Source organism: Nonomuraea sp. K271 (assembly GCF_009908215.1).
Classification (GTDB): domain Bacteria; phylum Actinomycetota; class Actinomycetes; order Streptosporangiales; family Streptosporangiaceae; genus Nonomuraea; species Nonomuraea longispora.
Genome location: NZ_JAAAHR010000046.1, coordinates 1 through 24,858 on the forward strand (window position 1 = coordinate 1; position 24,858 = coordinate 24,858).

The following is a 24,858-nucleotide window of genomic DNA, read 5'->3' on the forward strand; positions in this document are numbered from 1 at the left end:
GATCGCAGGGACGCTCAGGGGGGACGCTCAGGGGCCGCTCACCACTTATCAAGAACACATCCCTCACGGCGCCCGCGGTTCCGACCTCACAGGGACGCTCACCACCCATCAAGCACACATCCTTTACGGCTGCGCCAAAGTGAGCCCCACCCGCCGCTGCGAGTTCCCGGCCTTCCAGGGAGACGCTTACCAGCCTCACCCCACCGCATCGGGCCCTGGCGCTAGTTGCCTGGGGTGATTTTTTACGGCTGCGCATGATGGGTCCCATGCGTCGTTGTTGGTTCCCGGCCTTCCAGCCCCACCATGCGCAGCCGTGAAGAAGATCAGTCGAAAACCCCCGCCGCGCGCGCATAGCGGAGACGGATGTCGGGCGCCGGGGCGGCTTCGTAGGTGGCGGTGTCGTGGGGGCGCCAGTCGGGCGTGGTGACCAGGGTGGCGGCCTGGTGGGCGGCGCCGTCGGCGACGTATTCGGCGGGTGGCGGCACCGCGATCGGCACGCCGAAGATCGTGGGGGCGATGCGGCGGACCGCTTCGGAACGGGCGGCGCCTCCGATCAGCAGGACACGTTCGGCCCGCATGCCGAGGGCGTCGAGCGCGTCGGCGAGCCCGCACAGCATGCCTTCGATGGCGGCTCTGGCCAGGTGGGCCGGGGTGGCGGTGGCGAGGGTCAGCCCGTGGATCGAGCCTGTCGCGGTGGGGCGGTTGGGGGTGCGCTCGCCTTCGAGGTAGGGGACCAGCGTGAGCCCGCCGGCCCCCGGCGGCGCCTGGAGGGCGAGGTCGCTCAGCTCGTCGAGTGAGACGCCGGCGATGCGGGCGGCGGCGTCCATGACCCGGGCGGCGTTGAGCGTGCACACCAGCGGCAGGAAGCGGCCCGTCGCGTCGGCGAAACCGGCGACCGCGCCGGTGGGATCGGCGCTGGGCGTCTCGGCGATCGCGAACACCGTGCCGGACGTGCCGAGCGACACGACGATGTCGCCGGGCCGCGCGCCGACGCCGAGCGCCGCCGCCATGTTGTCGCCGGTGCCGGGCGCGATCACGACGCGTCCTGAGCCGGGCGCCGGCTCCCGCGGCCCGAGCACCTTGGGCAGGTGGGGGACGGTGCCGAGGGCGGTTTTCAGCAGGTCGGTGCGGTAGGCGCCGGTCGCGGGCGACCAGTAGCCGGTGCCGGAGGCGTCGCCTCGGTCGGTGGCGAGTCGGTCGAGGGGCGGCGTGGGGGCGTCGCGCCAGGCCCGCGCGTCGAAGGGGCCGGTGGCGAGCGCCCCGGCAAGGCGCCAGGTGAGCCAGTCGTGCGGCAGGCACACCGCCGCCGTGCGCTGCGCGTTGCCGGGCTCGTGCTGGGCCACCCAGCGCAGCTTGGTGACGGTGAACGAGGCCACGGGCACCGAGCCCACCGCCTCGGCCCACGCCTGGGGGCCGCCCAGCTCGGTGACCAGGTCGGCGGCGGCCTGGGCGGAGCGGGTGTCGTTCCACAGGAGGGCGTCGCGGACGACCTCTCCGGACGCGTCGAGGCAGACCATGCCGTGCTGCTGGCCTGCCACGCTGATGGCGGCCACGTCGTCGAGCCCGCCGGCCTCCTCGATGGCCTGCAGTAACGCGGCCCACCAGTGTGAAGGGTGGACCTCGGTGCCGTCGGGGTGCGCGGCCCGGCCCTGCCGGACCAGCGCGCCCGTCTCCGCGTCGCGGATGACGACCTTGCAACTCTGCGTGGAGGAATCGACCCCTGCGACCAGCGTCACCCACGACCTCCTGACACGTGTTCCAGCCCAAGGCTGGCCGAGATGGGGCAAATGCTACCCGCGCCCAGCGGCCATGCCTCGATGCTCCCCCCGCGACCCTGAGTTCACAAGCCCGATGGATCGCGGCCCACGCTGATCTCCTCAGCGATCCTGCGAATCTCCGTCACCTCGAGGCCGGGAGCCTTGGGCAGGTCGCGCAGCAGCGCGTCCATCACCACGGGAACGGGCTGGCCTGCGAGCCTGCCCGCGATGCCGTGAACCGCCCTGAACAGCGCCTCTTCGGTGTCGTGCATCGGCAATCTCCTCGGTTCGGGTACCCGGAGAACGGTACGGCCTCGGTCCGACAGTTGCGCGCCACACCCGCCCGCGTGTTCCCGGAAGCCGCCCGGGGAGCCGCCCGGAAGCCGCCCGAAAGCCGCCCGGTCGGCGGGCGGCCAAAGTGGTTGAATTCTCATACATTTGAGGTGGGCTCCATCGGAAGGAGAACACCATGCCGATCCAGCGGCTCAACCACGCGGTCCTCTACGTCAGGGACACGGAGCGCAGCGTCGCCTTCTACCGGGAGGCCCTGGGTTTCGAGGTCGTCATGGCCCTGCCGGGCGCCGCCTTCCTTCAGGCTCCCGGCTCGACGAACGACCACGACCTGGGCGTGTTCGAGATCGGTGGCGACGCGGGGCCCTCACCGGCGGGCCGCACCACGGTCGGCCTCTACCACCTGGCCTGGGAGGTCGACACCCTCGACGAGCTCGACCGCATCGCGGCCCGGCTGCGCGAGCTCGGCGCGCTGGTCGGCGCCTCCGACCACGGCACCACCAAGGCCCTCTACGCGAAGGACCCCGACGGGCTGGAGTTCGAGGTGTCGTGGCTGGTGCCTGCGGCGCTGCTGACCGACGACGCGCTCGCCGCCCGCTCCAGCGTCCGCCCGCTCGACCTGAGCGCCGACAAGGAGCGGTACGGCCCACAGACCCGAGGCGGCGTGGGCGTGTCCGTCCCGGCCTGAAGTACCGTGGTCATGAGGGATTCCACCGGGTGACTTCCAGGGGAACGACCATGCCAAGCGATCCTGACCATGTGCTCGACGCGATCGACGGCGTAGTCGACGAGTGGGAGACGCTGAGCGCCGACGCCATGCGCTGGGCGCCTCCCGAGGACAAGAGCCCTGACCTCATGACCGAGGTGGGCGAGATCTTCGGTCCGCTCGTCAACGCGTTCACCGAGGTGCTGCGGCCTGTCGGCGACGCGTTCGAGCGGGTCCTGCAGTCGTTCGACGACGACGGCCGCGACTGACGCGACGGGCCCCGCCGCAGGGGCCCGCCGCAGGAGTCCGGCGCCGCTCACCCGTGGCCAATTGTGGGGTGCACGGCGGCGGAGAGGGCGTTAAACTTCCCGGTATGACCTGGCGACATTGATCCCGTTCCATAACCAGGGGCCGGCGCGGGGCGCGCGGGCCTCCGAGGCGACAAGCACTCGGAGTCCCTACTCGTCCCCCTGGAAGGCCTCATGCTTGTCGCGTCGCTGTACCTTTACACGTTCCTCGGCGAATTTCTGCTGATCTACCCGGTCTACACGCTGCTGTTCATCGACACCGGGTTGTCCGTGGCCGAGACGTCGTCCCTGTTCGTCATCTGGTCGGTGACGGGCATGGTGCTCGAGATCCCGTCCGGTGCCTGGGCCGACCGGCTGTCCAGGCGTGTCACCCTGTGCCTGGGCCCGCTGCTGGCCGCGCTGGGTTTCAGCCTGTGGCTGCTCTTCCCCTCCTACTGGGCGTTCGCCCTCGGCTTCGTGTTGTGGGGCGCGGAGGGCGCGCTGGTGTCCGGCGCGTTCGAGGCCCTCTCCTACGAGGAGCTGGAGCGCCGCGGCCAGGCCCACCGCTACACCGCCATCATGGGCCGGGCGACCGCCGTGGGCACGGTCGCCGTCGCGGCGGCGATGGGCCTGGCCGTGCCCGTCTTCGCGGCCGGCGGTTATCCGGCCGTGGGTGTCGCCAGCGTGCTGGCCTGCGTGCTCTGCGCGGCCACGGCGCTCACCCTGCCCGAACACCGCGCGCGCGGCGGCGACGGCGACGACGAGGGTTACCTGGGGGTTCTGAAGGCCGGCCTGACCGAGGCCCGCACGGACCGGCGCGTCCTGCGCGCGGTGCTGGTGGTCGCCTCGGTGACGGCGATCTGGGGCGCCCTGGACGAGTACGTCCCGTACCTCGCGACCGACACGGGCGTCGCCAAGGCCGTCGTCCCGCTGCTCATCCTCCTCGGCTGGGTCGGCGCCACGGCGGGCGGCCTGCTGGCCGGGCGTGCCCGGAACATGCCGCCCCGCGTGTATGCCTGCACGATCGCCTTCGCGGCGCTGGCCCTGGCCGCGGGGGCGGTCAGCGCGCATCCGGCGGGGTTCGTGCTGATCGCCTTGGCCTTCGGGGCGTTCCAGCTGGCCAGTGTGGTGGCGGACGCACGGTTGCAGGAGCGGATCACCGGTACGGCCAGGGCCACCGTGACCTCGGTCGCCGGCCTCGGCATGAACGTGGTCACGCTCGCGGTCTACGCCGCGTACGGGGCTGCGTCGTCGTACGTGTCGCACGGGCTGACATTCGTCCTCATGGTGGTGCCCTACGCGTTCATCGCCCTGCTGACGGCGCGTTCCACGGCGATCGCACCGGCGAACCGGTGACCTGACCAGCGACGGGGCGGCGGCAGCGGCCTTAAGGCAGGGCGGCCGCCGTCCTGGCTCGCGGCCGAAACCGCGGCTATAACACCGAAATAGGGCTCGTTTGACATCTGTCAAGAAGCGTTAGCAGCCGTTAACTTGACAGCACCCCCAACCGAGGAGTGCTCATGTTGAGTAAGCGCGGTGCGGTGGCAGGATCGATCATCCTAGCCGCCTGCCTGGCCACCCCCCTCAGCCCCGCATTCGCTGACCCGGCACCGCAATCCGCTCCCCCCTCCGCACCTCCCCCCGTGATCGACGCACTCGAACGCGACCTCGGCCTCTCCGAGGACCAGGTCATGACGCGGCTGGCCAACGAGCAGCGCGCCGCGGCCACCGAGGCCACGCTCAGCAGCAAGCTCGGCGCCGACTCGTTCGGCGGCGCCTGGCTGAACGAGGACGCCTCCAAGCTCATGGTCGCGACCACCGACGCCGCCGAGAGCGCCGCCATCGAGGAGCAGGGCGCACAGCCCGTCGTCGTCAAGCGCACCCTGGCCGAGCTCGAGGGCATCGTCCAGAAGATCGACCAGGCTCCGGAGCCCGCCAGGTCCGGTGCCGCCCTCTGGTACGTGGACGTCACCGCCAACAACGTCTCTGTCCAGGCGCCCACCGTGGAGGCCGCGCAGGCCCTCGCCGACGCCGCCGGCGTCGACAAGGAGGCGGTGAGCGCGTCGGCGACCGCCGAGCAGCCGAAGCCGTTCATCGACATCATCGGCGGCGCGGCCTACTACATCGGCTCCAGCCGGTGCAGCGTCGGCTTCTCCGTCACCCGCGGCAGCACCCCGGGCTTCGTCACCGCCGGCCACTGCGGCCGTGCCGGGGCGAGGACCAGCCAGCCGACCGGCACCTTCCAGGGCTCGTCGTTCCCGGGCAACGACTACGCCTGGGTCGCCGCGCCCGGCAACACCCCGCAGCCGTTGGTGCGCGGCTCCGGCGGCTCGTCGGTGACGGTCCGCGGCTCGTCGCAGGCCTCCGTCGGCTCGTCCATCTGCCGCTCCGGCTCGACCACCGGCTGGCGCTGCGGCACCATCCAGCAGCACAACGCCAGCGTCACCTACCCGCAGGGCACCGTCGGCGGCCTGACCCGCACCAGCGCCTGCGCCGAGCCCGGCGACTCGGGCGGCTCGTTCATCTCGGGCAACCAGGCCCAGGGCGTCACGTCCGGCGGTTCCGGCAACTGCCGGGTCGGCGGCACGACGTACCACCAGCCGGTCAACGAGATCCTGAGCACGTACGGGCTCACGCTCCGTACCGGCTGACCCTTCCATGAACACGCGCAGCGCGCCCGCCTGCCGGGCGCGCTGCGCCCTTTTGTGAGCCGCGGGAAAAACATCCCGGCGGCGCCGATGAGTTTCGGGCGGATGGCCGGTCTGTCCTGGTGGAAGGCACATCGACGACAGAGGAGGCGGCCATGAGACGACCCATTCTCGACAGCATGCTGCTCGCGAGCACCGATCCGGACAGGCTGCGCGACTGGTACGCCGCGGCGCTGGAGCCCGAGGAGAAGACCGACGTCGGAGTGATCCGGGTGCTGAAGTACGGCGGGTTTCATCTGCTGATCGACACGCGGGCGGACATCGCCGACAAGAATGCCGAGCCCGGCAGAGTGATACTGAACTTCGACGTGGCCGATGCCCGCGCCGTGGTCGCCCGTATGGAAGGCCTGGGCGTTACGTGGCTGGCCGAACTGGAGGACCGCGACGGCAGCCTGTTCGCCACCGCGATCGATCCCGACGGCAACTATGTCCAGATCATCCAGCTCAGCGAGGCGCACCGCGCGGCAATGTGACAAGGGGGATGGTTGTGGTGTTCGGCACGACAAAGGCGTACAGCGGTTTCTCCGTGAACGACATCGCGGCGGCGAAAGATTTCTACGGCAGCACGCTCGGGCTCCGGGTTTCCGAGGAGCACGGGCTGCTGACGCTGCACATCGAGGGCGGCAACGGCGTCCTGATCTATCCGAAGGGCGACGCCCACACGCCGGCCTCGTTCACGGTTCTCAACTTCCCTGTCGAGGACATTGACAAGGCGGTGGAGGAGCTCGGGGCGCGGGGGGTGCGTTTCGAGCGTTACGAGCACATGCCGACGGACGAGAAGGGGGTTTTCCGCGCGGAGGGCCCGCCGATCGCCTGGTTCAAGGATCCGGCGGGTAACGTCCTGTCGGTCCTTCAGGACTAGGGGGCTCGCGCGAGGGCGCCGGATGGCGCCCTCCGGAAACAGCGGGGAAACGCGCCGTCCGGTCCCCTGGACTGACCATGCTGACCTCTCCTGACGGCCTGTTCCGCGCCGGCCATTTCGCGCGGGCTCGCCGCGGTTACGCGGACGTCCTGCGCACCGACCCGGGTGATGCCCACGCCAACGCGCAGGTCGGCCGTATCGCCCTGCTGTCGAACGCGTTCGTCACCGCCGAGAAGTATCTGGCCAGGGCCGTGGAACTGGCCCCTGGCGACGACGCGCTCAAGGAACTGCTGGCGGACTGCTACGCGCGCCAATACAAGTTCGCCCGGGCCGTCCCGGTGCTGAGGGCGGCCGGGAGGGACGCGGTCGCCGAGCAGTACGCCGCCGCCGGCGACACCCCGTTCGCCCTGCGCGGCCCGCGCAGGACCGAGGTGGCCTTCCAGGAGCTGGACCCGCTGCCCGCCGTGGAGGCGTCGGTCAACGGGTCCGCGCCGATGAGGTTCCTGCTGGACACGGCGGCGGAGCCGGTCCTCACCATGGAGGCGGCCGAGCGGGCGCGGTTGCGCGCGGTGGCCTCCACCCGTGCGAGGGACGGCACAGAGACGCATCTCGGCGTCGTGAGGTCGTTCCAGCTGGGATCGATCGAGGCGCGCAACGTGCCCGTCGTCTGGCGGGACGTGGACCTGCCGGCGTCCGGAACCATCGGGATGATCGTCTTGTCCCGTTTCCTCACCACCTTCGACTACGTCCGCCGGACTCTCGTACTGCGCCGCAGGTCGCAGCTGCGGGCGCTCAAGGTGGAGGCGGCGCGGCACGACGCGGAGATCCTTCCGCTGTGGCTGGCCGGCGGGCGTTTCCCGTGCACGGTGGGCAGCGTCAACGGCCACGGACCGCGCCTGGTCTGCCTGTCCACGGGCGAGCCCGGCATCGGGGTGACCACCTCGGAGGAGCTGGCCACGCGCTGGGGCCTGGAGTTCGGCACGGCTCGAACGGGGAGCGGCGGCGCCCCGGGCCGCCCGATCGTCGCGGACGAGGTGGCGCTCGGCGGCGCGACGGTGCGCGGGATCCCGGGGATGGTGGGGCCGCTGCTCGACGACCGTCTCGGATTCGACACGATCGCGACCTTCGGTCACGAGTTCCTCAAGCGTTTCGCCCTCACGTTCGACTTCACCGGCATGAGCCTCTACGTCACGGGCCCATCCGTCACGACAGCGACTTCTGTTCCCTTATGAGTTCATAATCCCTTATATGGCAAAAGTCTCGTTCTATGCCTTTTGTGCATTTTGGGGCAAATGCAACTCCGGCATGCGCAATGACCTCCGACACTGGTAGTGGAGACCCGGGTCGCGTACCTGGGCACCTCGACGCCGTGCCAGGCCCGCCCGGTACGGCGCCACAGAACACGGGGGTACACAGTGAAACGTATGCTTCTCGCGGCGGCCTTGGCGCTGACCGCCTCCACGGCCGGAATGACCGGCGCATCCGCGCTCTCACCAACCCTCTCGTCACCGGCCCCCTCGCCGGATTCGTCACCCGGCACGTCACCGGACACGTCACCAGGGCCCGGCGGCGCCCCGATCGGCCCCGGTTGCTCCGCGCTCGAAAGCAGCCTGCCGAACATCGCCGACCAGACGGCCGGGTCCGCGCTCAGCGAGGTGCCGGACCTGTCCTCGCTGGACGAGGCCGTGCAGGAGGCGGGTCTGGCCGACCGGCTCGACCAGGCCGAAGAGATCACGATCTTCGCGCCCGACAACAAGGCGTTCGAGGCCATCCCGCAGGATGCCCGCGACCAGCTCATGGGCGACAACGAGGAACTCACCAGAGTTCTGACCTACCACGTCGTGGAGGGCAAGAAGACGCCCGCCGACCTCCAGGAGGAGGGCACGTTGACGTCGCTGGAGGGCGGCGAGCTCACGGTCAAGGGCTCCGGCCAAGACCTGACGGTCAACGACGCGAAGGTGGTCTGCGGCAACATCCAGACGCAGAACGCCACCATCTACGTCATCGACAAGGTCCTCATGCCCGAGTGACCGCCACCACCGGATCCACGCCCCGGACCGGGCGCGATCGCCAGGCCACCACCCTCGTGACCGCGCCCCTCACCCGGGGCGTTTCCTGTCCCAAGTAGAGGGGCCACCGTCTCGCCTTGACAGAGAGGCCTCGCCGCGCGTTTGCGCTGTGACCGCAGCGTTAATAACAAGCGAAGGGTTGAAGATCACTCTTTGGGCCCACAGGAAGGCTATGCGAGTCTAAGACCAACAGACGGGAGGGCGATCTGTGGCGGATGCGTTCGACGCGGAGATCAGTGCGCTCGCGCGTGAGATCAATCAGCAGACAACCCGAATTCGCGAAGCGTACAGCGAGCTTTCCACCATGAAGCACACGACGTCTTCCGAGGACGGGATGGTGAGCGTGACCGTTGGCAGGCACGGTCAGGTGCGCCGCATCGAGCTGAATCCCCGGGTGTATCGCACCCAGTCCCCCTCACAGCTGGCCGACGCGATCATGCAACAGATCAACAAGGCCACCGCCGCAGTCTCTGAGCAGAGCAAGCAACTGCTGCAACCCCTCCTCCCGGAGGACTTGCCACACGAGGAGGTCTTCGGCCAACACGCCACACTCGACGCGTTCTTCCCCGGCCCCGTGGAGCCGTCCCCATGAGCGGCTACTCTGTCGAGTGGGCAGCGTTGCACCGCGAGGCCAGGGTCTACGACGAGCTCGAACGCAACGCGAAGGAAGCACGTGACGACCTCCGCGCCGCCTTCGCCCGGGACAGGAACACGCTCGGCCACGACATGTACGGCGCCGAACTCGCCAGAAGCATGCCCGAGATCGAACGCGGCATCTTCGACGCCTTCAAGACCTACATCGACGAACTCGAGCGCGTCGCCTCGGACCTGAACGTCAACGCCCGCACCTATGAGAGGGCCGAGCGGCCGCCCGGCGAACGCGGCTGACCGTCCGTGGGCTTCGACGGGTTCGCGGTGCCCGATTTCGCCAAGCCGTACGTCGGCTGGGTGGTCGGCATGGACTGGCCGGAGGGGGACGAGACGGGCTGCTTCCGGCTGGCCGACGCCTGCATGATCGCCGCGCACCGGCTCGTCGAGGGCACGGACGCCGAGCAGCCGGCAGGCAGCACCAAGATCGGTTCTGCCTGGGACGGGGAAGCCCACCTCGCCTTCGCCGCCCACGTCGAAGCGGTGACAGGCGGTCAGGTCGCCGCTGTGGTCAAGCACCTCGTGAACACCGCTGTCGCGCTCAACGGCGTCGGAGTGCAGATCCAGTACGCCAAGTACATGATCGAGGTCACCGTATGGCTGCTGATCGCACAACTGGCGTATCTGCTGGGAGCGGCACTGGCCAGCGGCGGGGCGGGTCTGGCGCTTATCCCGCCGCGTGTACAGCTCGCACGGATGACGGTCGCACAGATCGCCAAGCAGTGCCTGCGCAACATGGCGCTGTTCGCGGGGATCGTGCTCGGCATGGACCTGGGCGTCCAGATCCTGCAGATCGCACAGGGCCGCAGGGATGACATCGACGTCCAGCAGTTGGCGATCTCGGCGGTGAGCGGGGGCGCCATGGGCGGGCTCATGGGATTGCTCTCCGGCGGGCTGAGCCGGCTTTCCACGTCGGCCCTGCGAGCCGGGCTGACCAGGGCCGAGATGTCCACGGCCGAGAAACTGCTGGCGGCGGCCAGTTCGTCGTTGTACGGACAGGCTGCGCAGTTCGCCCTGACCGGCGGCATCACAACCGCGGGCACCCTGTTGGCCCAGGGACACTTCAGCTGGGACATGCTGGCCAAGGGCATCACGTCCAGCGCGCTGGGCGCCGATGGGCAATACATGGCCGCGGCAGCGCTACGCGGTCCGGACGGCTCGCCCTCCCCTCCTCCGGCCACTCCGTCCGGAAACCCTCCGCCGTCCGGACAATCCCCGTCCGGCCCGGACCACGGGTCGGCAGCGCCCGCGCCGCGCGCGCCCGACACCGGCGGTGAACCGAGCCTGGCTGCGGCGGCGAACCACAACGAGCGGACCGCCACGAACGCGTCGGCCGGGGCTGACCTGCAGGCTGTTTGGAAGAGCCCTGACACGCTGCTCCAGCAGGGACAGGTATCCGGGTCTCGTCCGGCAGCCGGCCCGGAGGCGCCTCAGCCGGTGGTGAACGCTCCTTCGTCGTCCCTGCCCGACGGTTCGCCAGTGTGGAATAACGCGTCCACACGGCACGCGGGCGGCGAGTCGGCCCGGCCGGACGGCCCGGTGGCCTGGAAGGACAAGCCCGAGATCCATCCGCCTCCCAAGATCCATCCGCCGCGCTCAACCGAGATCGGCGCTTTAGGCGAAACGGCCGTGCACGACGTCAAGGTCCCGGCAAACCCGAAGGCGGCGGCCGAGGCTCTGGCCGACGGCATCGCGGGTGTCACCATACGGGAAAGAGCCGCGATCAGCGACTGGCTCACGCAGGCGCTTTCCGGCAGCAATCGTGACACATGGACAGACCACCTCCAAAGGGGCGCGACGCTCGACGTCAAAGACAAGGTGATCTATCTCAAGCTGACGCCGAACGAGTTGACCCACGTGGAACACCCGAGCCTGCCGCCCGAGAAGCCGGTCGCGTTCGGCGGGGACGGTGTTGAGGGCAAATCCTCCCAGGCCTCTTCGCTGGAGCGGACCGGAGGGCTGGTTCGCGCGCTGAACCACTCGTCGGACGAAGCCGAGGCGAGCGCCCTGCCTCGTACGGGCATCAGCAGCACATTACGCACGACGCACACGAACGGCGTCGAAATCATCAGCGGCCACAAACCCATTTCCACGAACCACCGCTATTTTGTCGCGGACATCTCCCTGGACGTCTACCGCAACGGTGAGAAGGTCACAGAAACGGCGGCGGTCCCCGAATTGTCCGTGACGCTCCCCTTTCCCGAGCAGTTCACCCGCGAAGGGCCGCTCCTGGCCGCCGATCACCCACCGGCGCTGCCTCGCCACGAGGTCCCGGCGGGAGCCGAGCACAAGTTCCGTTCTCACGGGATCGCCATCACCGGGATGGACTGCACTCCTCTGGTGCTGGAGGTGCAGCGCCGGGCCTTGTCGCAGGGCGTACCCGCGAGCGAGGTGGTCAGGATCACCGAGCACCTCACGTCCACCGTGCTCAGCGAACAGGGGATGAAGAACCGCAGTCAGTCGTTGTTGTCGAGCGGGGTCTCCTCAGAGGCGTTCCGGTACAAAAGCTCCGCGCTGCGGTCAGCGGAGGACTCCATCGAGGTCACCAGCCGGATTTCGCGGATTGAGCCCGTTGACGGAAGCGAGCGACCACCGATCGAGACGATGTTCCGAGACGACATGGGGCGGCGCGACAGCGAAGGGACATCACATCGGCAAGGCGCGAGCGTCAACGTTCACGCGGGCGGGAAGATCGGTCTCGGTTTCGGCGACAGGGCGGAGGTCATCGGACGGGCCATCGGCGGGTTCGGCTTCGGAACGGACCATGTGACGACCGCTCACCGAGCACACGGCAACCACACCGTCCTGACCAGGACAGGTGACGTCACCATGTACGACGCCCACATGCTGGTGCGGGTCGAGACCGAGAAGCTGGGCACCTTCGAGGTAGAGGTGAAGGCCGAGCTGGCCATACCGGCTTGCGACGCGCCCCGGATGGAGCAGGACATCTTCGGCCACGATCTTCGGCCGCAAGGGGAATTCAACGACATCCGGCAGAAACTCGCCGATCTCCACCGGGAGATGGACGACGTACGGGCGGAGTTCGTCCGCAGTGAACCGTTCGGTGAACGTCCGGCCGGGGGCGAGCATCCGAACCGTGGCTACGACCCGCACGTGCTGGAGCCGGAGGCGCTCGCGGCCGGGCGGGGGACAGGCCTGGGCAGCGGCATCCGCGTCCACTCGGAGGCACTCCTCAGCTCGGAGATCCGCCAGGCCGTCGATCGGGCGGTGCCCGACCTTCCCCCGGAGATCAGGCGGCAGATCATGCGCGACATCGAGAGCCGATTCGGGGGTGTGGCGCTGGAAGCCGACCTGACCCACGCCCTGCACGGGATCAGGTACGACAAGACGATCGGCGGCTGCACCTTCGAGATCCTGGCCGAGGGCACGCTCGGCCGGCGCCACGAGGTCGGCTCGGCCGACATGACGGCGAACGAGCGCAGGATCACGTCAGGGACCGACACCAGCCAGCGGGAGACCTCTGCGGGAGGTCGTGCGGAGGTGCGCGGTGTCGTCCGCCTCGAGGCGAACGAAGGATTCAAGATCGACGCGGCGAACCTGTCTCTGACCGGGAGCGGCACGAAGGCGGAGACCGTCGGCGTCTCCGCCGGCCACACGAGATACGACCGCACGGAGACCAGCGGGGGCTTCACCATCACGCGGGACCTCTCCTTCGACGTCAGGATGCGGCTCTCGCGAGACGGCACAGAGGTGACGAACACGTCGTGGGAGGTGCACGGCAGCAAGGCGGAGATTTTCGTACCGAACACTCATGTGCCGGAGTCTCCGGTGCTCGCGCAGGACGTCGCGCATCTGGGCCGCATCGAGTCGTCAAGCGAACCGCCCGCCGATGTGTTGGCTCACGACGACCGGCTGCACGCCACCGTCCGCCTGGGTGCTATGCCTGATCTGCCCCAGACGGTGGCCAAGGTTTGCGCCGACTGGGCAGGGCTGCCGGTGCCCGGGGAGCGTCTTGACGTGCCGCCGGTGTTCGAAACGGCTACCGACGTGATCAAGCTGGAAACCATGATCACCTCCCACCCCGACGGCCTGCACTACACGGTGTCCGACCGAGGGGAATGGCGTCACGATGTGCATGTGAAGGCCGACGTGGCCGGGTTGCGCCACGTCAAGTCGGAGACCGGGGTGGAGCACGAGATCTACTCCAACAGCAACTCGCGGATGGCGGACAGCGAGCGCAGCAGGCAGGCCTTGGGCGGGCACGCCAGGGCCGGTGCGCGCGTCGCCTCCGGCCGTGACGGTGAACACGGCGGCGAGACGTCAGGTCACACGAGAGGCAACGAGGAAAGCGGAGGAACCGAGCGAAAGATCGTGGCACGAGCAGGGATGCACGCCGCCGCGACGCGGATGACCCTGGAAAGCTCCTACGTGGGCGGCAGCGACGTCGCCCGGGTCACCTACTCGGACCAGAGCACCTCGCACTGGTATCGAGGAGACCTCGTACTGGAGCTCACGCCGACCAGAACCAACGGGGAAACGGTCGAACGTGGCCCGACCACGTACGTTCGGGTGGAAGAGATCACGGACGTCGTCCTTCCCGACGAGGTGGCGCGCCGTCACGGATTGGCAGGCCCGGAGGCCGCAGAGCCCGCCCAACGGGCAGGGGCCACAACCCGCGCCTATTCCGCGCCCGAGGCGGCGATGAGCACGGCCTCCGTTCAGCATCTCGACGCGCGGGCCGTACTCCCGAAGATCCTGGAGACGCTCCGCGGCGAACACCTGCTCCTCCCTGGCCAGGAGCTCACGAACCACCCGGTGGCCGAGCATTTGCGCGGCCACTACGGCCAGCACGCGCTCGCCACGAAATTGGGGGAACTCCGCGGAAACGGGGTGTCCTCCTGGATGTTCGCCACGGATGTCCACGGCCGGGTCACCGAACGCGTGGGCATCCGGGTCACGGCCGAGATCGGTGACGGCGTACACGTCGGTGAGCGTCCTGACACCGGTCTCATGCTCCGCAGCGAGCGCCTCAACGGCGACGTGACCCTGCGCGAGGCCGGGTCCGACCACGGCGCGGAGGCGCTCGCGCGCTACACCAAGTCCTCGGACGGCCGTCTCGAGGGAGTGGAAGCGGCATACGCCAATCACCACGACTCCCACACCGTGGACGCTCGCGGAACGAATATGAAAGACATCAATCGTTATCAGACGCGGGAGGCCCCGCAGGAGTTCAAGCACCCGGTCACGTACGAGATCACAATCGAGCGCTCCCAGGTCCGCCCTATCCTGGAGCCCATGCAGGGCGTGGCCAGAAACATGCTGCTCAAGGTGGGTGAGGTGACCGGACACGACGGAGCCGTGACGCTCTTCGACAAGCGTGTCGGGGTCACGGCGACATCCAGGGCGGTCGCGGACGGCGATCTCGGCCTGCTCGTGCCGGGGCATCTCACCACGGAGGTTCCGCACGGCACCACGGTTACGGCGGGTACACCGGTCTTCGCCGCGAACCCACGATGGGGGGAGCCGGCAGGGCCCAACACGATGGCCACCACGCTCGGGAACGGGGTGCCCAAGGGGGCCGTCAGCCAGGTCGCCTTCCCCGCCGCCACAGTGGTGGAACAGTGGGCGCCGGTGGCCGCGGTGCCTCCAAAGCTCCGGGAGGAGGTGCCCTCGCTGGACAACCGGCCCAACGGATTCGAGCTGTCTCGCCCGGCCGGCATCTCCCTCGCCGAGGCCGCCAAGGAAAGAACCATGCGAGCCCATGTGGAGCAGTTGCTCGCGCACGACTATGAGATCCCAGGCGTCGGCAAGGTGGGGATCGACGTCAACGGAGCCCATGAGATCACGAACGCGCTCGTCAAGCAGCGCGTCTACGCGCAGACCATGAGCACCACCGGGCACGGGCATGGGCAGGGCCGGGGCCAGGCCTTCCGGGGAGGCGGGTCCGCCGGATCGACCGGCGAAGGAAACCTCGGCTACGGCGGTATTGGCGGCAGCACGAAGACTGGAGACGAAGCCGCCTCGCGGAACGCCAACATCATCGAACGTAACTTTCTGGAGGAGCAGCACGAGAACACGTATCTGGAACTGGACATCTCCGTCGTGCTCTACGGCAAGGGCGAGCCGCTGGTGTTAGACGTCGACAAGGGCCTCTACCTCAGGCTCACCCCGGAAGGGCTCGCCGAGTTCGACGCCGCGCATCCCGGCGCCATCGCGCGCTGACCCTCGGGATGAGCATGAGGAACGTGCCGCGCTAGTCCGCGTACGCCCAACCCGACCATCGGCTCACGTCCACCAGGATCACCGGCCCTTGTGGTCGTCGCTCGCGATACTGCGCGTACTTCGCGACGAGGTCGTCCAGCGCCCGCTCCCCCTCCGTCCCCCCGGACACGACGCGGGCCCGGCCGTCGGCCCGCACCCACCACAGCCGCGCCCAGTCCTCGTCGTCGTAACGATCGGCCAGGAGGCAGACGGAGGGGTTCTCCTCGATGTTGCGCAGCCGCCGCAGGCGGGTGGTCGACTTCGGCTTGTGGTCGACGGCGACCACGACGTCGTCACCCGACACGGCGAACGTGACGGGCACCAGATGGGGCACGCCACGGCCGTCCGCCGTGCCGAGACGGGCGACCCGCTCGCCGGCGAACAGGTCACGGGCCCGCTCGCGGTCCATGCCGTCACCCCTTGCGGGCTACGTGCCCGCGGGCAGCCGGGTGAATCCCGCCCGGTAGGCAGTGGGGGTGAGCCCGACCAGGTTGACCATGTGCTTGCGGAGGGAGTCGGCGCTGCCCAACCCGCTCTGCCCCGCCACCTGGTCCATGGGCAGCCGGGTGGTCTCCAGCAACTCCCTCGCGCGGTCGATGCGCCGGAGCAGCAGCCACTGGAGCGGGCTCGTCCCGGTCTCGGCGTGGAAGCGCCTGGTCAGGGTCCGCACGCTCATGCTCGCGTGCGCGGCCAGGTCGGTCAGGCTGAGCGGGCGGTCGAGGCGCTCAAGGGCCCAGGCCCGGGTGGCGGCGAGGGAGGTGCCGCGTTCGGCGGGCAGCGGGGTCTCGATGTACTGGGACTGGCCGCCGGGCCGTACGGGAGAGACGACCGCGAGCCGCGCGGCCGTGTTGGCGACCGCCGCGCCGTAGTCGAGCCTGACCAGGTGCAGGCACAGGTCGATGGCGGCCGCCGCGCCCGCCGAGGTGTAGATGCCGCCGTCCTCCACGAAGAGCCGGTCGGGCTGGACGTCGACCTCCGGGAAGCGGGCGGCGAGGTCGCCGGCCAGGCCCCAGTGGGTGGTGGCGCGGCGCCCGTCCAGCAGATCGGCCTGGGCCAGGACGAACGCACCCGTGCACAGGGAGGCGATGCGCGCGCCGCCGTCCGCGGCCTTGCGCAGCGCGGCGAGCGTCTCCGGAGGAGCCTGCTCGCCGCCGCTGCCGACGGCGATCACCGTGTCGGCCCAGTCGACCCTGTCCAGTCCGTACGGCACCACGATGTCCGGGCCTCCGACGGTCGGCATCGTGCCGGGACGTGCCGTACAGATGCGTACGTCATAGTGCGGAACGCTGTTGAACACCATGAGCGGGATCGAGACGTCGAAGCTCAACACAGGGGACACGACGACCACCGCGATGCGATGCATGGCCAGATCCTCCGGATAGACGGCGCTCCGGCCACTATGTCATGAGGTCGCGCGTCGGCATCGTGGTGGCCATGACCTTTCATGTGATCGTGGGTCGCGGCGCCACCGCGACGAGGACCGCCCTCCAGCTGGCCGGCGACGGCGAGCGCGTACGGATGATCAGCCGCTCCGGCGGAGGACCCGAGCACCCGCTCGTCGAGAGGGTCGCCGCGGACGCCACCGACACCGACCGGCTCACCCAGCTGACGGAAGGGGCGCGCACCCTGTTCACCACCGCCGCGCCGGCCTACCACTTGTGGCCGGAGCAGTTCCCGATCCTGTCAGCGTCCCTGCTGACCGCGGTCGAGCGCGCCGGGGCCGCGTACGTCATGCTCGGCAACCTCTACGGCTACGGGCCGGTGGACCGGCCGGTCGAACCCGGCTTCCCGCTGGCCGCCACCGGACCCAAGGGCCGGGCCAGAGCCCGGGTGTGGGAGGAGGCCGTCGCCTCGGGGGTGAGGGTGACCGAGGTGCGGGCCGCCCAGTTCTACGGCGCGGGCGCCTTCTCCGTGTTCAGCCTCATGGTGCAGCGCCAGGTTCTCGAAGGCCGGCTCGCACTCGTGCCGCAGGAGCTCGACGTGCCGCACAGCTACTCGGCGATCGGCGACACCGCGCGCACGCTGGTCGCAGCCGGCCGCGACGAGCGGGCGTACGGGCGGGCGTGGCACGTGCCCACCTCGACCCTGTCCGCCCGCGAGCTGGCCGGCCGGCTCGCAAGGCTCGCCGGTGCGCCGGAACCGCGCATGGAACAGCTGACCGAACGCGACCTGACCCTGCTCGCGCTGGACAACCCGTTCTGGGGGGAGATGCATGAAGTCCTGATCAAGCCCGGCCATCCGTTCGTCGTCGACTACTCCGACACGGAGAAGATCCTCGGGGTGGGCGTCACACCGGTCGACGACGTCCTGCGCGAAGTGATCTGACGTCCGCCGTACTAGTCTGATCGCTGAGCGAGCCGGACGGAGGCGGGCGAAGATGGGCGAGACCGATCCGCACATCCACGTCGACCGGCAGGTGCTGCAGGCCGGGGCCGACTTCCGCAATGTGCTCGCCTCGATGCTGGGCCGCGCGCCCGACGCGCCGGGCACCGTCACCACCGGCTGCGGCATCCGGGCGCCCTACGCGATGACCTCACCCCATCCCGGGAGCGTCACGTGCCTCGCCTGCCGGGAACACGCCCACCGGGAGCTCATACGCTTCGCCGACCTGGTGGAGCGCCTGGGCGGGATGCCCGGCTCCCCCTTCACCGGCGACCAGGCCGCCCAGGCCGCGCGGTGGGCCCGCGACCGCGCGCGCGAGTTCGCCGGCTAGGCCGGGCCGAGGAACCGCAGGAGCTCCTGCGCGGTGTCGTACGGGTTGTCCTCGGGCAGGAAGTGGCCCGCCTCCGGGATCATGGTCAGGCGGGCGCCGGGGATCGCGGCGGCGAGACGGGCGGCGGTGGCCGGCGGGAGCCACCGGTCGTGCTCACCCCACAACACCTGCGTCGGAACGGCGATCTCGGACAGCCGGGCCTCCAGATCGCGGGTGTCGTCGTCGCCCACGGCCACGACCTGATCGATCCAGCGCCGCTGCCCGGCGGCCCCGTCCCATGGGGCCAGGTAGGCGCCGGCGACGGCCTCGGACATGGGCCGGTGGGTGGCGGTTCCCAGCCGCGGCCGGATGATGTCGGCGAAGACCTGCTCGGGCATGGTGCGGTAGACGTCGGCGTGGGCCCGCATGTGACGGGTGAACGGGGTCAGCCACGAGCCGAGGACGGCGGCGTCGAGCAGCGCGATACGGCGGGCGGGCACCCCGTGCACCAGGTGGGCCCGCAGCACGGTGGCCCCGCCTATGTCGTGCCCGACCAAGGCGGGGGCGCCGAGATCCCAGTGCCTGACGAGCTCGGCGAGCGTGCGGGCCTGCCGGTCGATCGACGGTACGGCGCCCTGGGCGAGCCGGGAGTCGCCGTACCCGAGCAGGTCCCACACATGGACGGCGTGCTCGCGGGCCAGGACGGGAACGACCTCGCGCCACAGGAAGGACGAGGCCGGGGTGCCGTGGACGAGGATCGCGGGCGGCCCTTGGCCGAAGACGTCGACGGCGACCTCGCCACCGGTCACGCGGACCCGGTGACGAAGCCGCCATGCGGTGTGCGTACTCATACTCACCTCTCGTGTAAGGGGTATAGTTACCTTATCCCGGTTACAGTAGGAGAGGTAAGGCTTGAAGGCAACTTTTACCGGTTACGTGTGGGCGGCCGGGGTGGCGACCGACCTGGTCAACACCTCACCGGAGGTGCAGAGCGCCGGTGAGATGCTGCCCGACCCGGCCGCGCTCGCACGGTTCCTGGCCGAACACGACCTTCACTCCGACAGCCGCACCCCGTCCCACGACGACCTCGGCCAGGTGCTCGCCCTCCGCCAGGAGGTCCGCGCCATCCTCGAATCGACCGACGAGGACCACGTCGCCGAGCAGGCCGGCGCGCTCGTCCGAAGGGCGGGCGTCGGTCCCGGCCTCCACCGCGACGCCGGCGGCAGGTGGGAGTGGCACGTCGTGACCGCCCCTGAGGCCTCCCTCGCCGACGAACTGGCCGTACTCATCGGGGTGGGCCTCCTGGCCGTCCTGAGGACCCTGAGCCGTGACCGCTTCCGCCACTGCGCTTCCCCCGCGTGCAACGGCATGTTCGTCGACACGAGCCGCGCGGGCCGGCGCCGCTACTGCATGCCCGACCTCTGCGGCAACCGGGTCAACGTCGCCAACCACCGCGCCCGCCGCCCCGCCTCCTGGCAAGGGGGTTCCTAGGGCCGGCCCCGGCTCCGCTCAGGGCCCAGGATGTGGTTGCGGGTCTCAGGTGGCGGCTACCAGGCGGGGAGGTCTGGGGACGAAGCCCGGCACCGTGCCCGGTCCGTCGCTCCCGTCGCGGTGAGGCCCGTACGGTGATCCGGACGCCCCCGCCGGTACGCCGCGAAAGGGAACGTCGGCGGGACAGGTGCCGGCGCGCGTCTGAGGCGCGCGGGACAAATGGTTCACTCATGAGAATCGTGGCCCAGCAAGCGGAGGCTCACGCGGCCCTGGCCCACGACGTAAGAGCGGCACGTCGGCCTCGTCCAGCGTCTCCATGATGCGCGAACGCAGGCGCTGGCAGGCGGCTCGCTGGTGCGCGTGCGTTGCGCGGCTCGGCCGTTGGAGCGAGTGCCGCTCGGCGACATCGAGACCGCCTGGCAACGCACCGACCTCCACGGCAGACGACTCGTAGTCGCGCCCTGAGATGACGAATGGCGAATGCACGCGGCGTTCGTCATTCGCTGGGAATCCGGACGATCGCTGATCTCAGCGGTCGGGGTCCACGGTCAGCGCGACTTCGATCTCGTCTCCGGCGCTGCGGCCGGTGTTCTTGCGGGTCTCGGCGTTGAAGGACACGAGGTAGCGGCCCGTGATCCTGACGCTGTGGCAGGACCGGCAACTCGACCTGGACAGCCGGATCGGCGACCTCCTTTCTGGCGTACCCGAGGACAAGCGGCCGATCACCGTACAGCAGCTGCTCAACCACACCTCGGGGCTCCTGGACTCCCTCGGCGAGGACGACGCACCGTTGACGCGTTCTGAGGATGCGGGCAGCGGGCCGAGCCGATCCTGGCCGCCTGGGGCATCACCACTGCCGGCAAGCCGGTCTTCGTCGGCCTGGCCGCCGCCGGCTCCGAGTCCACCGACGCCTGGCACGACTTCCTGATCGATTCGGCAGGCCGCGGCCTGCGCCCGCCGCGGCTGATCGTCTCCGACGGCGCGCCCGGCCTGATCAGCGCCGCGGCGGTCAAGTGCCTGCTCACCGACCGCCAGAGCCTGACCACCTACCTGCGCTTCCCGATCGAGCACCACAAGCGCGTGCGGCACTCCAGCTTCATCGAGCGCACCTTCGGCGAGACCCGCGCCGCGTCAAGGTCATCGGCCGCTTCCCCGGCGAAACGAGTTACGTCTCACTGGTGTGGGCCGTGCTCGATCGCGCCGCCCGCGGCTGGCGCGGCTTCACCATGACCAGCAACGGCCTGCGCATCCTGCAAGACCTCCGCCGAGGCCTGCCCCACCCGACCGCCCAGCTCCACCCGACCGACGACCCGGCCTTGGCACCCGTCACCGACGGCCGCCTGAGATTCACCCACGGCACCTATCTCGTCGAGCTATTTACACCGCTCCGAAGACGCCACCCAGATCTACGACCGGGCGAGGCTCGACGCAGCCCCTCACTGACGTTCAGGGTTCGAGGCCCCGAGGTCTTCCGGGCGCAGGCTCAGTGCCTGCGTGATGGCCATGACGTCCTGGTATTCGCGCCAGTGCAGGATCTTGCCGTCGCGGACGCGCAGGATCGCGATGAAGGCGGCGGATGCGGCGAGGCCGGTGGTGGTAACTGTTCCGGTGAACTCGTACTCCACGACGAGGACTTCGGGGTCGGCGGTTTCGCGGGTGGCGATGTCGCGGAACTCCTCGAATCGGAACGGCAGCGGCCTGCTCGCGTAGAACTCCAGCCAGGTCTCGCGGCCTTCGTAGCGTCGCATTCCCGGTGGGGAGAACGGAGTCTCGACGACAATGTCGTCGGCCAGGAACTCGGCGGGGAGCAGGGTCGGGTCGTCCTCGCGGAGCACGGCCTCCTGCATCCGCCGGTAGACCTCGAGGGGAGTCGCGTGGGACATGTGGTGCCTCCTGAAGTAACCTGAGCGTTACTCGACTTCACGATAGTGAGTGCGACTCACTTTAGCAAGGAGGCACCTATGGCCCCTGCGGACCGCGAGAGCGAGCGGCCCGTTCGAGCCGACGCGCGGCGGAACCGCGCGCGGATTCTGGAGGCGGCCGAAGCGGTGTTCGCCGAGCAGGGCGCGTCCGCCGCGACCGATGCCGTCGCCGAGCGCGCCGGGGTCGCGATCGGCACGGTCTTCCGGCACTTCCCGACGAAGCCGGACCTGCTCAGGGCCGTGGTGATGAGCCTGCAGGATCGGATCGTCGCCGAGGCCGACGCGATGGTGCGCGACCAGGACGCCGTCACGGCCCTCTTCGAGTTCTGCTCGCTCATCATGTCGGCCGGGGTCACTCACCGGGACGTCTTCGAGCGACTGGCCGAGACCGGCGTTCAGGTCCGCGTCTCTGATGCCTTGGCGCGCTTGCGCTCTGCCGTCGACGTTCTGCTCGAACGGGCTCGCGACGGCCGCGCTGTCCGCGCTGACCTGAGCACCGACGAGCTGATCGCGCTGCTCGCCGCGGTGTGCCAGGAGGCGATCGCCGACGACTGGAGCGAGGAGTTCCGCCGCCGCGCGCTCGATCTCCTCTTCGACGGCATACGGCCCCCGGGAAGCCGCTAGGGCCCCTCGCAGAACGCAGCCGTGGGTGAGAATTTCGCGTCGACGGTGTCGCCGTTCACCGTCCGAGTCGGCCGTCGAGCCAGGTGCGTAGATCGTCGAGTGCCGCCATGGGCGTCGCATGCCGGTGAAGTCATGAGGCGGGGAAGGGTGGACGCGCAGGTCGACATCGACGCCGGCTGCGGATAGCTGCGCAGCCATCGCGAGGTTGTCGCGCAGCAGGATGTCCTCTCCTCCGACGACGATCAGCACCGGTGGGAGGTTGGCCAGTTCGGCGTAGATCGGGGAGAAGTCCGGGTGGGTACGGTCGGGCGCATTGCCCGCGTAGGCCTCGAACAGGGTTGTACGGAGCTGGATTGCAACTAGAACTGCAACTGGAACAAGGTCCGTTGACCTTCTGATCCGTAGGTCCCCAAACGATCTCCAGAGCCGTTCAGGCTCATTCGTCGCGCTGGTCGATGGTCGCCCCGCCGTTCAGGGTGGTCTGCCTCAGTTCGCGATTGTCCATTCAGGTGGCTCCCGTAGCACGCCTCGATCGAAGGATGTGACGCCAGCCGGTGAAGCTCATCCAGCAGGAGTCAGTACCGTCACTGGCATGGGACTGCTGTTGATGTTGCGCCCTCCGCAGCCTCGCCCGAAGAGCCTGCGGCGGGCTACTCGGGCGCGGCGTCGTGAGCACCGCCGCGCCGACGCCGAGGAGTGGGAGACCGCCCAACAGCGAGGTTGGCTGCTGGATGTTGCGGTGGAGGAGCTATTGCCGCTGGCGAATAATGCCGGGGGCAGCAGGCTACCGATACTCGGACAGCTCGACCCGTGGTCGGACAGCGTTAGGTTGCGCTCTTCAGCGTTCAGGAGGCGCGTGACCGCAGATCCGCCCGGACCCGCTGATGTATGTGCGTTATCAGCTTGAACAGGTCCGGGCAGTACACCGACGGGTTGAGGTACCCGGTGTCCTCGCGGTAGCGGTGGGCGTAGTAACCGCCGCCGCACACCCTCGCCACCGGACAGCTCACACAGGTGTCGCAGAGCGCGGCCGCCCCCGCCTGACGTGCCGCCATGCCCGGGTGCTCCAGTGCCCGGTCGAAGGGATGGTCGAAGACGTTCGTCCCGGTCCCGGCAGCACCCTCGTACCCCGACTTCAGCGTGTCCACCTGCTCGATGGTCCCGTCGGTCTCCACCACGACCAGGACGTTCGGCGACAGCCCCACGGAGTCCACCCTGCTCTGCCCACCGAGCACCAGCTGGATGATCGACTCGAAGAACCGCACGCCCGTCTCTTGCCGGGGCGCGCCGTACCAGCGCTCGAACACGGCGATCAGCCAGTCCGCGTACGGCGTCGCATCCGCTCCGGCCGCGCGCAGTGGTGGCGGCGTGGACCAGGTGCCGTCCGGCAGCAGGAAGTCGACGACCGGCGGCTCGAACTCCAGCAGCGACTCGTACACCTCCACCGGATCGTTCGCCACATCGACCACGCAGTACAGATGCGAGAACAACTCCCGGTACGGCTCGGCCCGCAGCCGCCGCAGCCCGGCGGTCACCTCGGCGTGGCTTCCACGGCCGCCGGCGTGACGGCGGTGCCTGTCATGCGCCCGCGCACCCCCATCGAGGCTGACGCCGACCGCGATGCCCTCGGCCAGCAGTACGTCCAGCACCTCGCCGGTCAGCAGCGTGCCGTTCGTCTGCAGCCGGAAGCTGAGCTCGGTTCCGGACGGGAGCGCGGCGCGGACGCTGCGTGCGGCATGGGCGACGGCTTCGCGTCCGGCCAGCAGCGGCTCGCCGCCGTGGAAGACGACGTTGACGTACTCGACGCCATGCGTGACCACATGCTCCGCGATGCGGAAGGCGGCGCGCTCCACCGTGGCCGGGTCCATTTTCCGCGGACGGTCCCTCCACGACTGGTCGGCCATCTCGTAGACGTAGCAGTAGTCGCAGGCCAGGTTGCACCAGCCGTGCAGCTTGAGCGAGAACTGCTGGAACGGCGACGGTCGCCAGGCCCCGCTGTCGCGGGCAGCCGCGCTCCACTCCTCGGTGGGCCACATCATGAGGGTCCCTTCGGCGCTGGACGGGCGCGGTGGTCGGCCGCGCCCGCTCTCTCCCGGACTTAGCGGTTGTGCCTGCCGGCCAGGATCTTGGCCTCGGGCTCGGCCGTCGCGCGGATGGCCAGGGCGTTGTCCAGGACGGATGAGGCGGTCGAGACGACTTCGGCCGCGGTCTCGGTCGCGGCCTGCGCGATCAGCGGGGCCTGCGGGGCGAGCGCGAGCGACGCCGCGGCTGCCAGCGCAGCCACGATCCGCGTGTTCTGACTCTCGGCGTGCGTAGCGTCCATAAGAATCCTCCTTTGTCGGAAAGACTGTCGGTTCTGCAGATCAACACCACACGATGGCTGGACACTCGTGGACAGTTCCTCGGCGGCTCGCGGGACGCGCCCTATTGCACAGTTCCTTCCTTTGAGGGGTTCCAGGGGCGGCGAGCATGATCCAAGACTGGCGGGCCCGTTCCGGCTACGCATCCGTCACATGACTGGACATCGGTCCTGAGCGCCCGCTTCTGAGCCGGGTCACGAGCCCGAGCGACGCCAGGCC

23 protein-coding genes and 2 pseudogenes are annotated in these 24,858 nt (G+C 69.6%); 16 read left to right on the top strand and 9 right to left on the bottom strand.

Annotation, left to right across the window (positions count from 1 at the left end; genetic code table 11):
- Positions 1–323: 323 nt before the first annotated feature.
- Both GUY59_RS17940 and GUY59_RS17945 read right to left on the bottom strand, forming a co-directional pair.
- Positions 324–1,736 (bottom strand): xylulokinase, encoded by a 1,413-nt coding sequence (locus tag GUY59_RS17940; RefSeq protein ID WP_161714589.1) that lies wholly within the window; start codon positions 1,734–1,736, stop codon positions 324–326.
- Between the two features lie 104 nt (positions 1,737–1,840).
- Positions 1,841–2,029 (bottom strand): hypothetical protein, encoded by a 189-nt coding sequence (locus GUY59_RS17945; protein ID WP_132341854.1) that lies wholly within the window; start codon positions 2,027–2,029, stop codon positions 1,841–1,843.
- A 197-nt stretch (positions 2,030–2,226) separates the two neighbouring features.
- Here GUY59_RS17945 and GUY59_RS17950 point away from each other — a divergent pair, with 197 nt between their 5' ends.
- From GUY59_RS17950 to GUY59_RS18000, 11 genes are all read left to right on the top strand, one after another.
- Entirely contained in the window at positions 2,227–2,736 is a 510-nt protein-coding gene (locus tag GUY59_RS17950) for a VOC family protein (RefSeq protein WP_138208708.1), read from the top strand.
- A gap of 50 nt (positions 2,737–2,786) precedes the next feature.
- Entirely contained in the window at positions 2,787–3,023 is a 237-nt protein-coding gene (locus GUY59_RS17955; RefSeq protein WP_132341858.1) for a hypothetical protein, read from the top strand.
- A 213-nt stretch (positions 3,024–3,236) separates the two neighbouring features.
- Positions 3,237–4,397 carry an MFS transporter gene (locus GUY59_RS17960; RefSeq protein WP_138208707.1) on the top strand — a complete coding sequence of 387 codons (1,161 nt, stop codon included), beginning with the start codon at positions 3,237–3,239 and terminating at the stop codon, positions 4,395–4,397.
- Between the two features lie 287 nt (positions 4,398–4,684).
- On the top strand, positions 4,685–5,692 hold the full coding sequence (locus GUY59_RS17965; protein WP_330849173.1) for a S1 family peptidase: 1,008 nt from the start codon (positions 4,685–4,687) through the stop codon (positions 5,690–5,692).
- A 152-nt stretch (positions 5,693–5,844) separates the two neighbouring features.
- Positions 5,845–6,222 (top strand): VOC family protein, encoded by a 378-nt coding sequence (locus GUY59_RS17970; protein ID WP_138201605.1) that lies wholly within the window; start codon positions 5,845–5,847, stop codon positions 6,220–6,222.
- Positions 6,223–6,236: 14 nt separating this feature from the next.
- Positions 6,237–6,611 carry a VOC family protein gene (locus tag GUY59_RS17975; protein WP_330849174.1) on the top strand — a complete coding sequence of 125 codons (375 nt, stop codon included), beginning with the start codon at positions 6,237–6,239 and terminating at the stop codon, positions 6,609–6,611.
- A 77-nt stretch (positions 6,612–6,688) separates the two neighbouring features.
- Entirely contained in the window at positions 6,689–7,843 is a 1,155-nt protein-coding gene (locus GUY59_RS17980) for an aspartyl protease family protein (RefSeq protein ID WP_138201604.1), read from the top strand.
- 192 nt (positions 7,844–8,035) lie between these two features.
- A complete protein-coding gene (locus tag GUY59_RS17985) occupies positions 8,036–8,641 on the top strand; it encodes a fasciclin domain-containing protein (protein WP_138201603.1) in 606 nt (201 codons plus the stop codon).
- Between the two features lie 247 nt (positions 8,642–8,888).
- The gene (locus GUY59_RS17990; protein ID WP_138201602.1) at positions 8,889–9,272 is read left to right on the top strand and encodes a YbaB/EbfC family nucleoid-associated protein; all 384 of its coding nucleotides are present in this window, start codon (positions 8,889–8,891) and stop codon (positions 9,270–9,272) included.
- Positions 9,269–9,568, top strand: a complete 300-nt coding sequence (locus GUY59_RS17995; protein ID WP_138201601.1) for a hypothetical protein — start codon at positions 9,269–9,271, stop codon at positions 9,566–9,568. Before GUY59_RS17990 ends, GUY59_RS17995 begins: the two co-directional genes overlap by 4 nt.
- 6 nt (positions 9,569–9,574) lie before the next feature.
- A complete protein-coding gene (locus tag GUY59_RS18000; RefSeq protein WP_138201600.1) occupies positions 9,575–15,511 on the top strand; it encodes a WXG100-like domain-containing protein in 5,937 nt (1,978 codons plus the stop codon).
- A 31-nt stretch (positions 15,512–15,542) separates the two neighbouring features.
- On the opposite strand, the gene GUY59_RS18005 is transcribed toward GUY59_RS18000, so the two are convergent.
- Positions 15,543–15,959 carry a TIGR03668 family PPOX class F420-dependent oxidoreductase gene (locus GUY59_RS18005; RefSeq protein WP_138201599.1) on the bottom strand — a complete coding sequence of 139 codons (417 nt, stop codon included), beginning with the start codon at positions 15,957–15,959 and terminating at the stop codon, positions 15,543–15,545.
- 18 nt (positions 15,960–15,977) lie between these two features.
- Complete coding sequence (locus tag GUY59_RS18010) at positions 15,978–16,913, bottom strand: GlxA family transcriptional regulator (RefSeq protein WP_138201598.1); 936 nt, start codon at positions 16,911–16,913, stop codon at positions 15,978–15,980.
- 71 nt (positions 16,914–16,984) lie between these two features.
- Here GUY59_RS18010 and GUY59_RS18015 point away from each other — a divergent pair, with 71 nt between their 5' ends.
- On the top strand, positions 16,985–17,875 hold the full coding sequence (locus GUY59_RS18015) for an NAD-dependent epimerase (RefSeq protein WP_201761014.1): 891 nt from the start codon (positions 16,985–16,987) through the stop codon (positions 17,873–17,875).
- 52 nt (positions 17,876–17,927) lie between these two features.
- Positions 17,928–18,263 carry a hypothetical protein gene (locus GUY59_RS18020; protein ID WP_138201597.1) on the top strand — a complete coding sequence of 112 codons (336 nt, stop codon included), beginning with the start codon at positions 17,928–17,930 and terminating at the stop codon, positions 18,261–18,263.
- Here the strand turns inward: GUY59_RS18020 and GUY59_RS18025 are convergent.
- Positions 18,260–19,093, bottom strand: a complete 834-nt coding sequence (locus GUY59_RS18025; protein WP_138201596.1) for an alpha/beta fold hydrolase — start codon at positions 19,091–19,093, stop codon at positions 18,260–18,262. The two genes, GUY59_RS18020 and GUY59_RS18025, sit on opposite strands and share 4 nt — an antisense overlap.
- Before the next feature lie 61 nt (positions 19,094–19,154).
- Between GUY59_RS18025 and GUY59_RS18030 the strand changes: the two genes are divergently transcribed.
- Together GUY59_RS18030 and GUY59_RS51360 are read left to right on the top strand one after the other, a co-directional pair.
- The gene (locus GUY59_RS18030) at positions 19,155–19,733 is read left to right on the top strand and encodes a CGNR zinc finger domain-containing protein (protein ID WP_171055413.1); all 579 of its coding nucleotides are present in this window, start codon (positions 19,155–19,157) and stop codon (positions 19,731–19,733) included.
- A gap of 810 nt (positions 19,734–20,543) precedes the next feature.
- Positions 20,544–21,067: pseudogene (locus GUY59_RS51360) on the top strand (transposase); the annotation flags it as partial.
- Between the two features lie 102 nt (positions 21,068–21,169).
- On the opposite strand, the gene GUY59_RS18045 reads toward GUY59_RS51360, so the two are convergent.
- On the bottom strand, positions 21,170–21,616 hold the full coding sequence (locus GUY59_RS18045; RefSeq protein WP_201761015.1) for a nuclear transport factor 2 family protein: 447 nt from the start codon (positions 21,614–21,616) through the stop codon (positions 21,170–21,172).
- 78 nt (positions 21,617–21,694) lie between these two features.
- Between GUY59_RS18045 and GUY59_RS18050 the strand changes: the two genes are divergently transcribed.
- Positions 21,695–22,279 carry a TetR/AcrR family transcriptional regulator gene (locus GUY59_RS18050; protein ID WP_138201593.1) on the top strand — a complete coding sequence of 195 codons (585 nt, stop codon included), beginning with the start codon at positions 21,695–21,697 and terminating at the stop codon, positions 22,277–22,279.
- Positions 22,280–22,462: 183 nt separating this feature from the next.
- On the opposite strand, the pseudogene GUY59_RS51365 reads toward GUY59_RS18050, so the two are convergent.
- From GUY59_RS51365 to GUY59_RS18065, 3 genes and pseudogenes are all read right to left on the bottom strand, one after another.
- A pseudogene (locus GUY59_RS51365) lies at positions 22,463–22,678 on the bottom strand (alpha/beta hydrolase fold domain-containing protein); the annotation flags it as partial.
- 446 nt (positions 22,679–23,124) lie between these two features.
- Positions 23,125–24,318: an FxsB family cyclophane-forming radical SAM/SPASM peptide maturase gene (locus GUY59_RS18060; protein ID WP_236667251.1), complete on the bottom strand. Its 1,194-nt coding sequence runs from the start codon at positions 24,316–24,318 to the stop codon at positions 23,125–23,127.
- 59 nt (positions 24,319–24,377) lie between these two features.
- Positions 24,378–24,602, bottom strand: coding sequence for a hypothetical protein (locus GUY59_RS18065; RefSeq protein WP_132337067.1), 225 nt, complete (start codon positions 24,600–24,602; stop codon positions 24,378–24,380).
- Positions 24,603–24,858 lie beyond the last annotated feature (256 nt).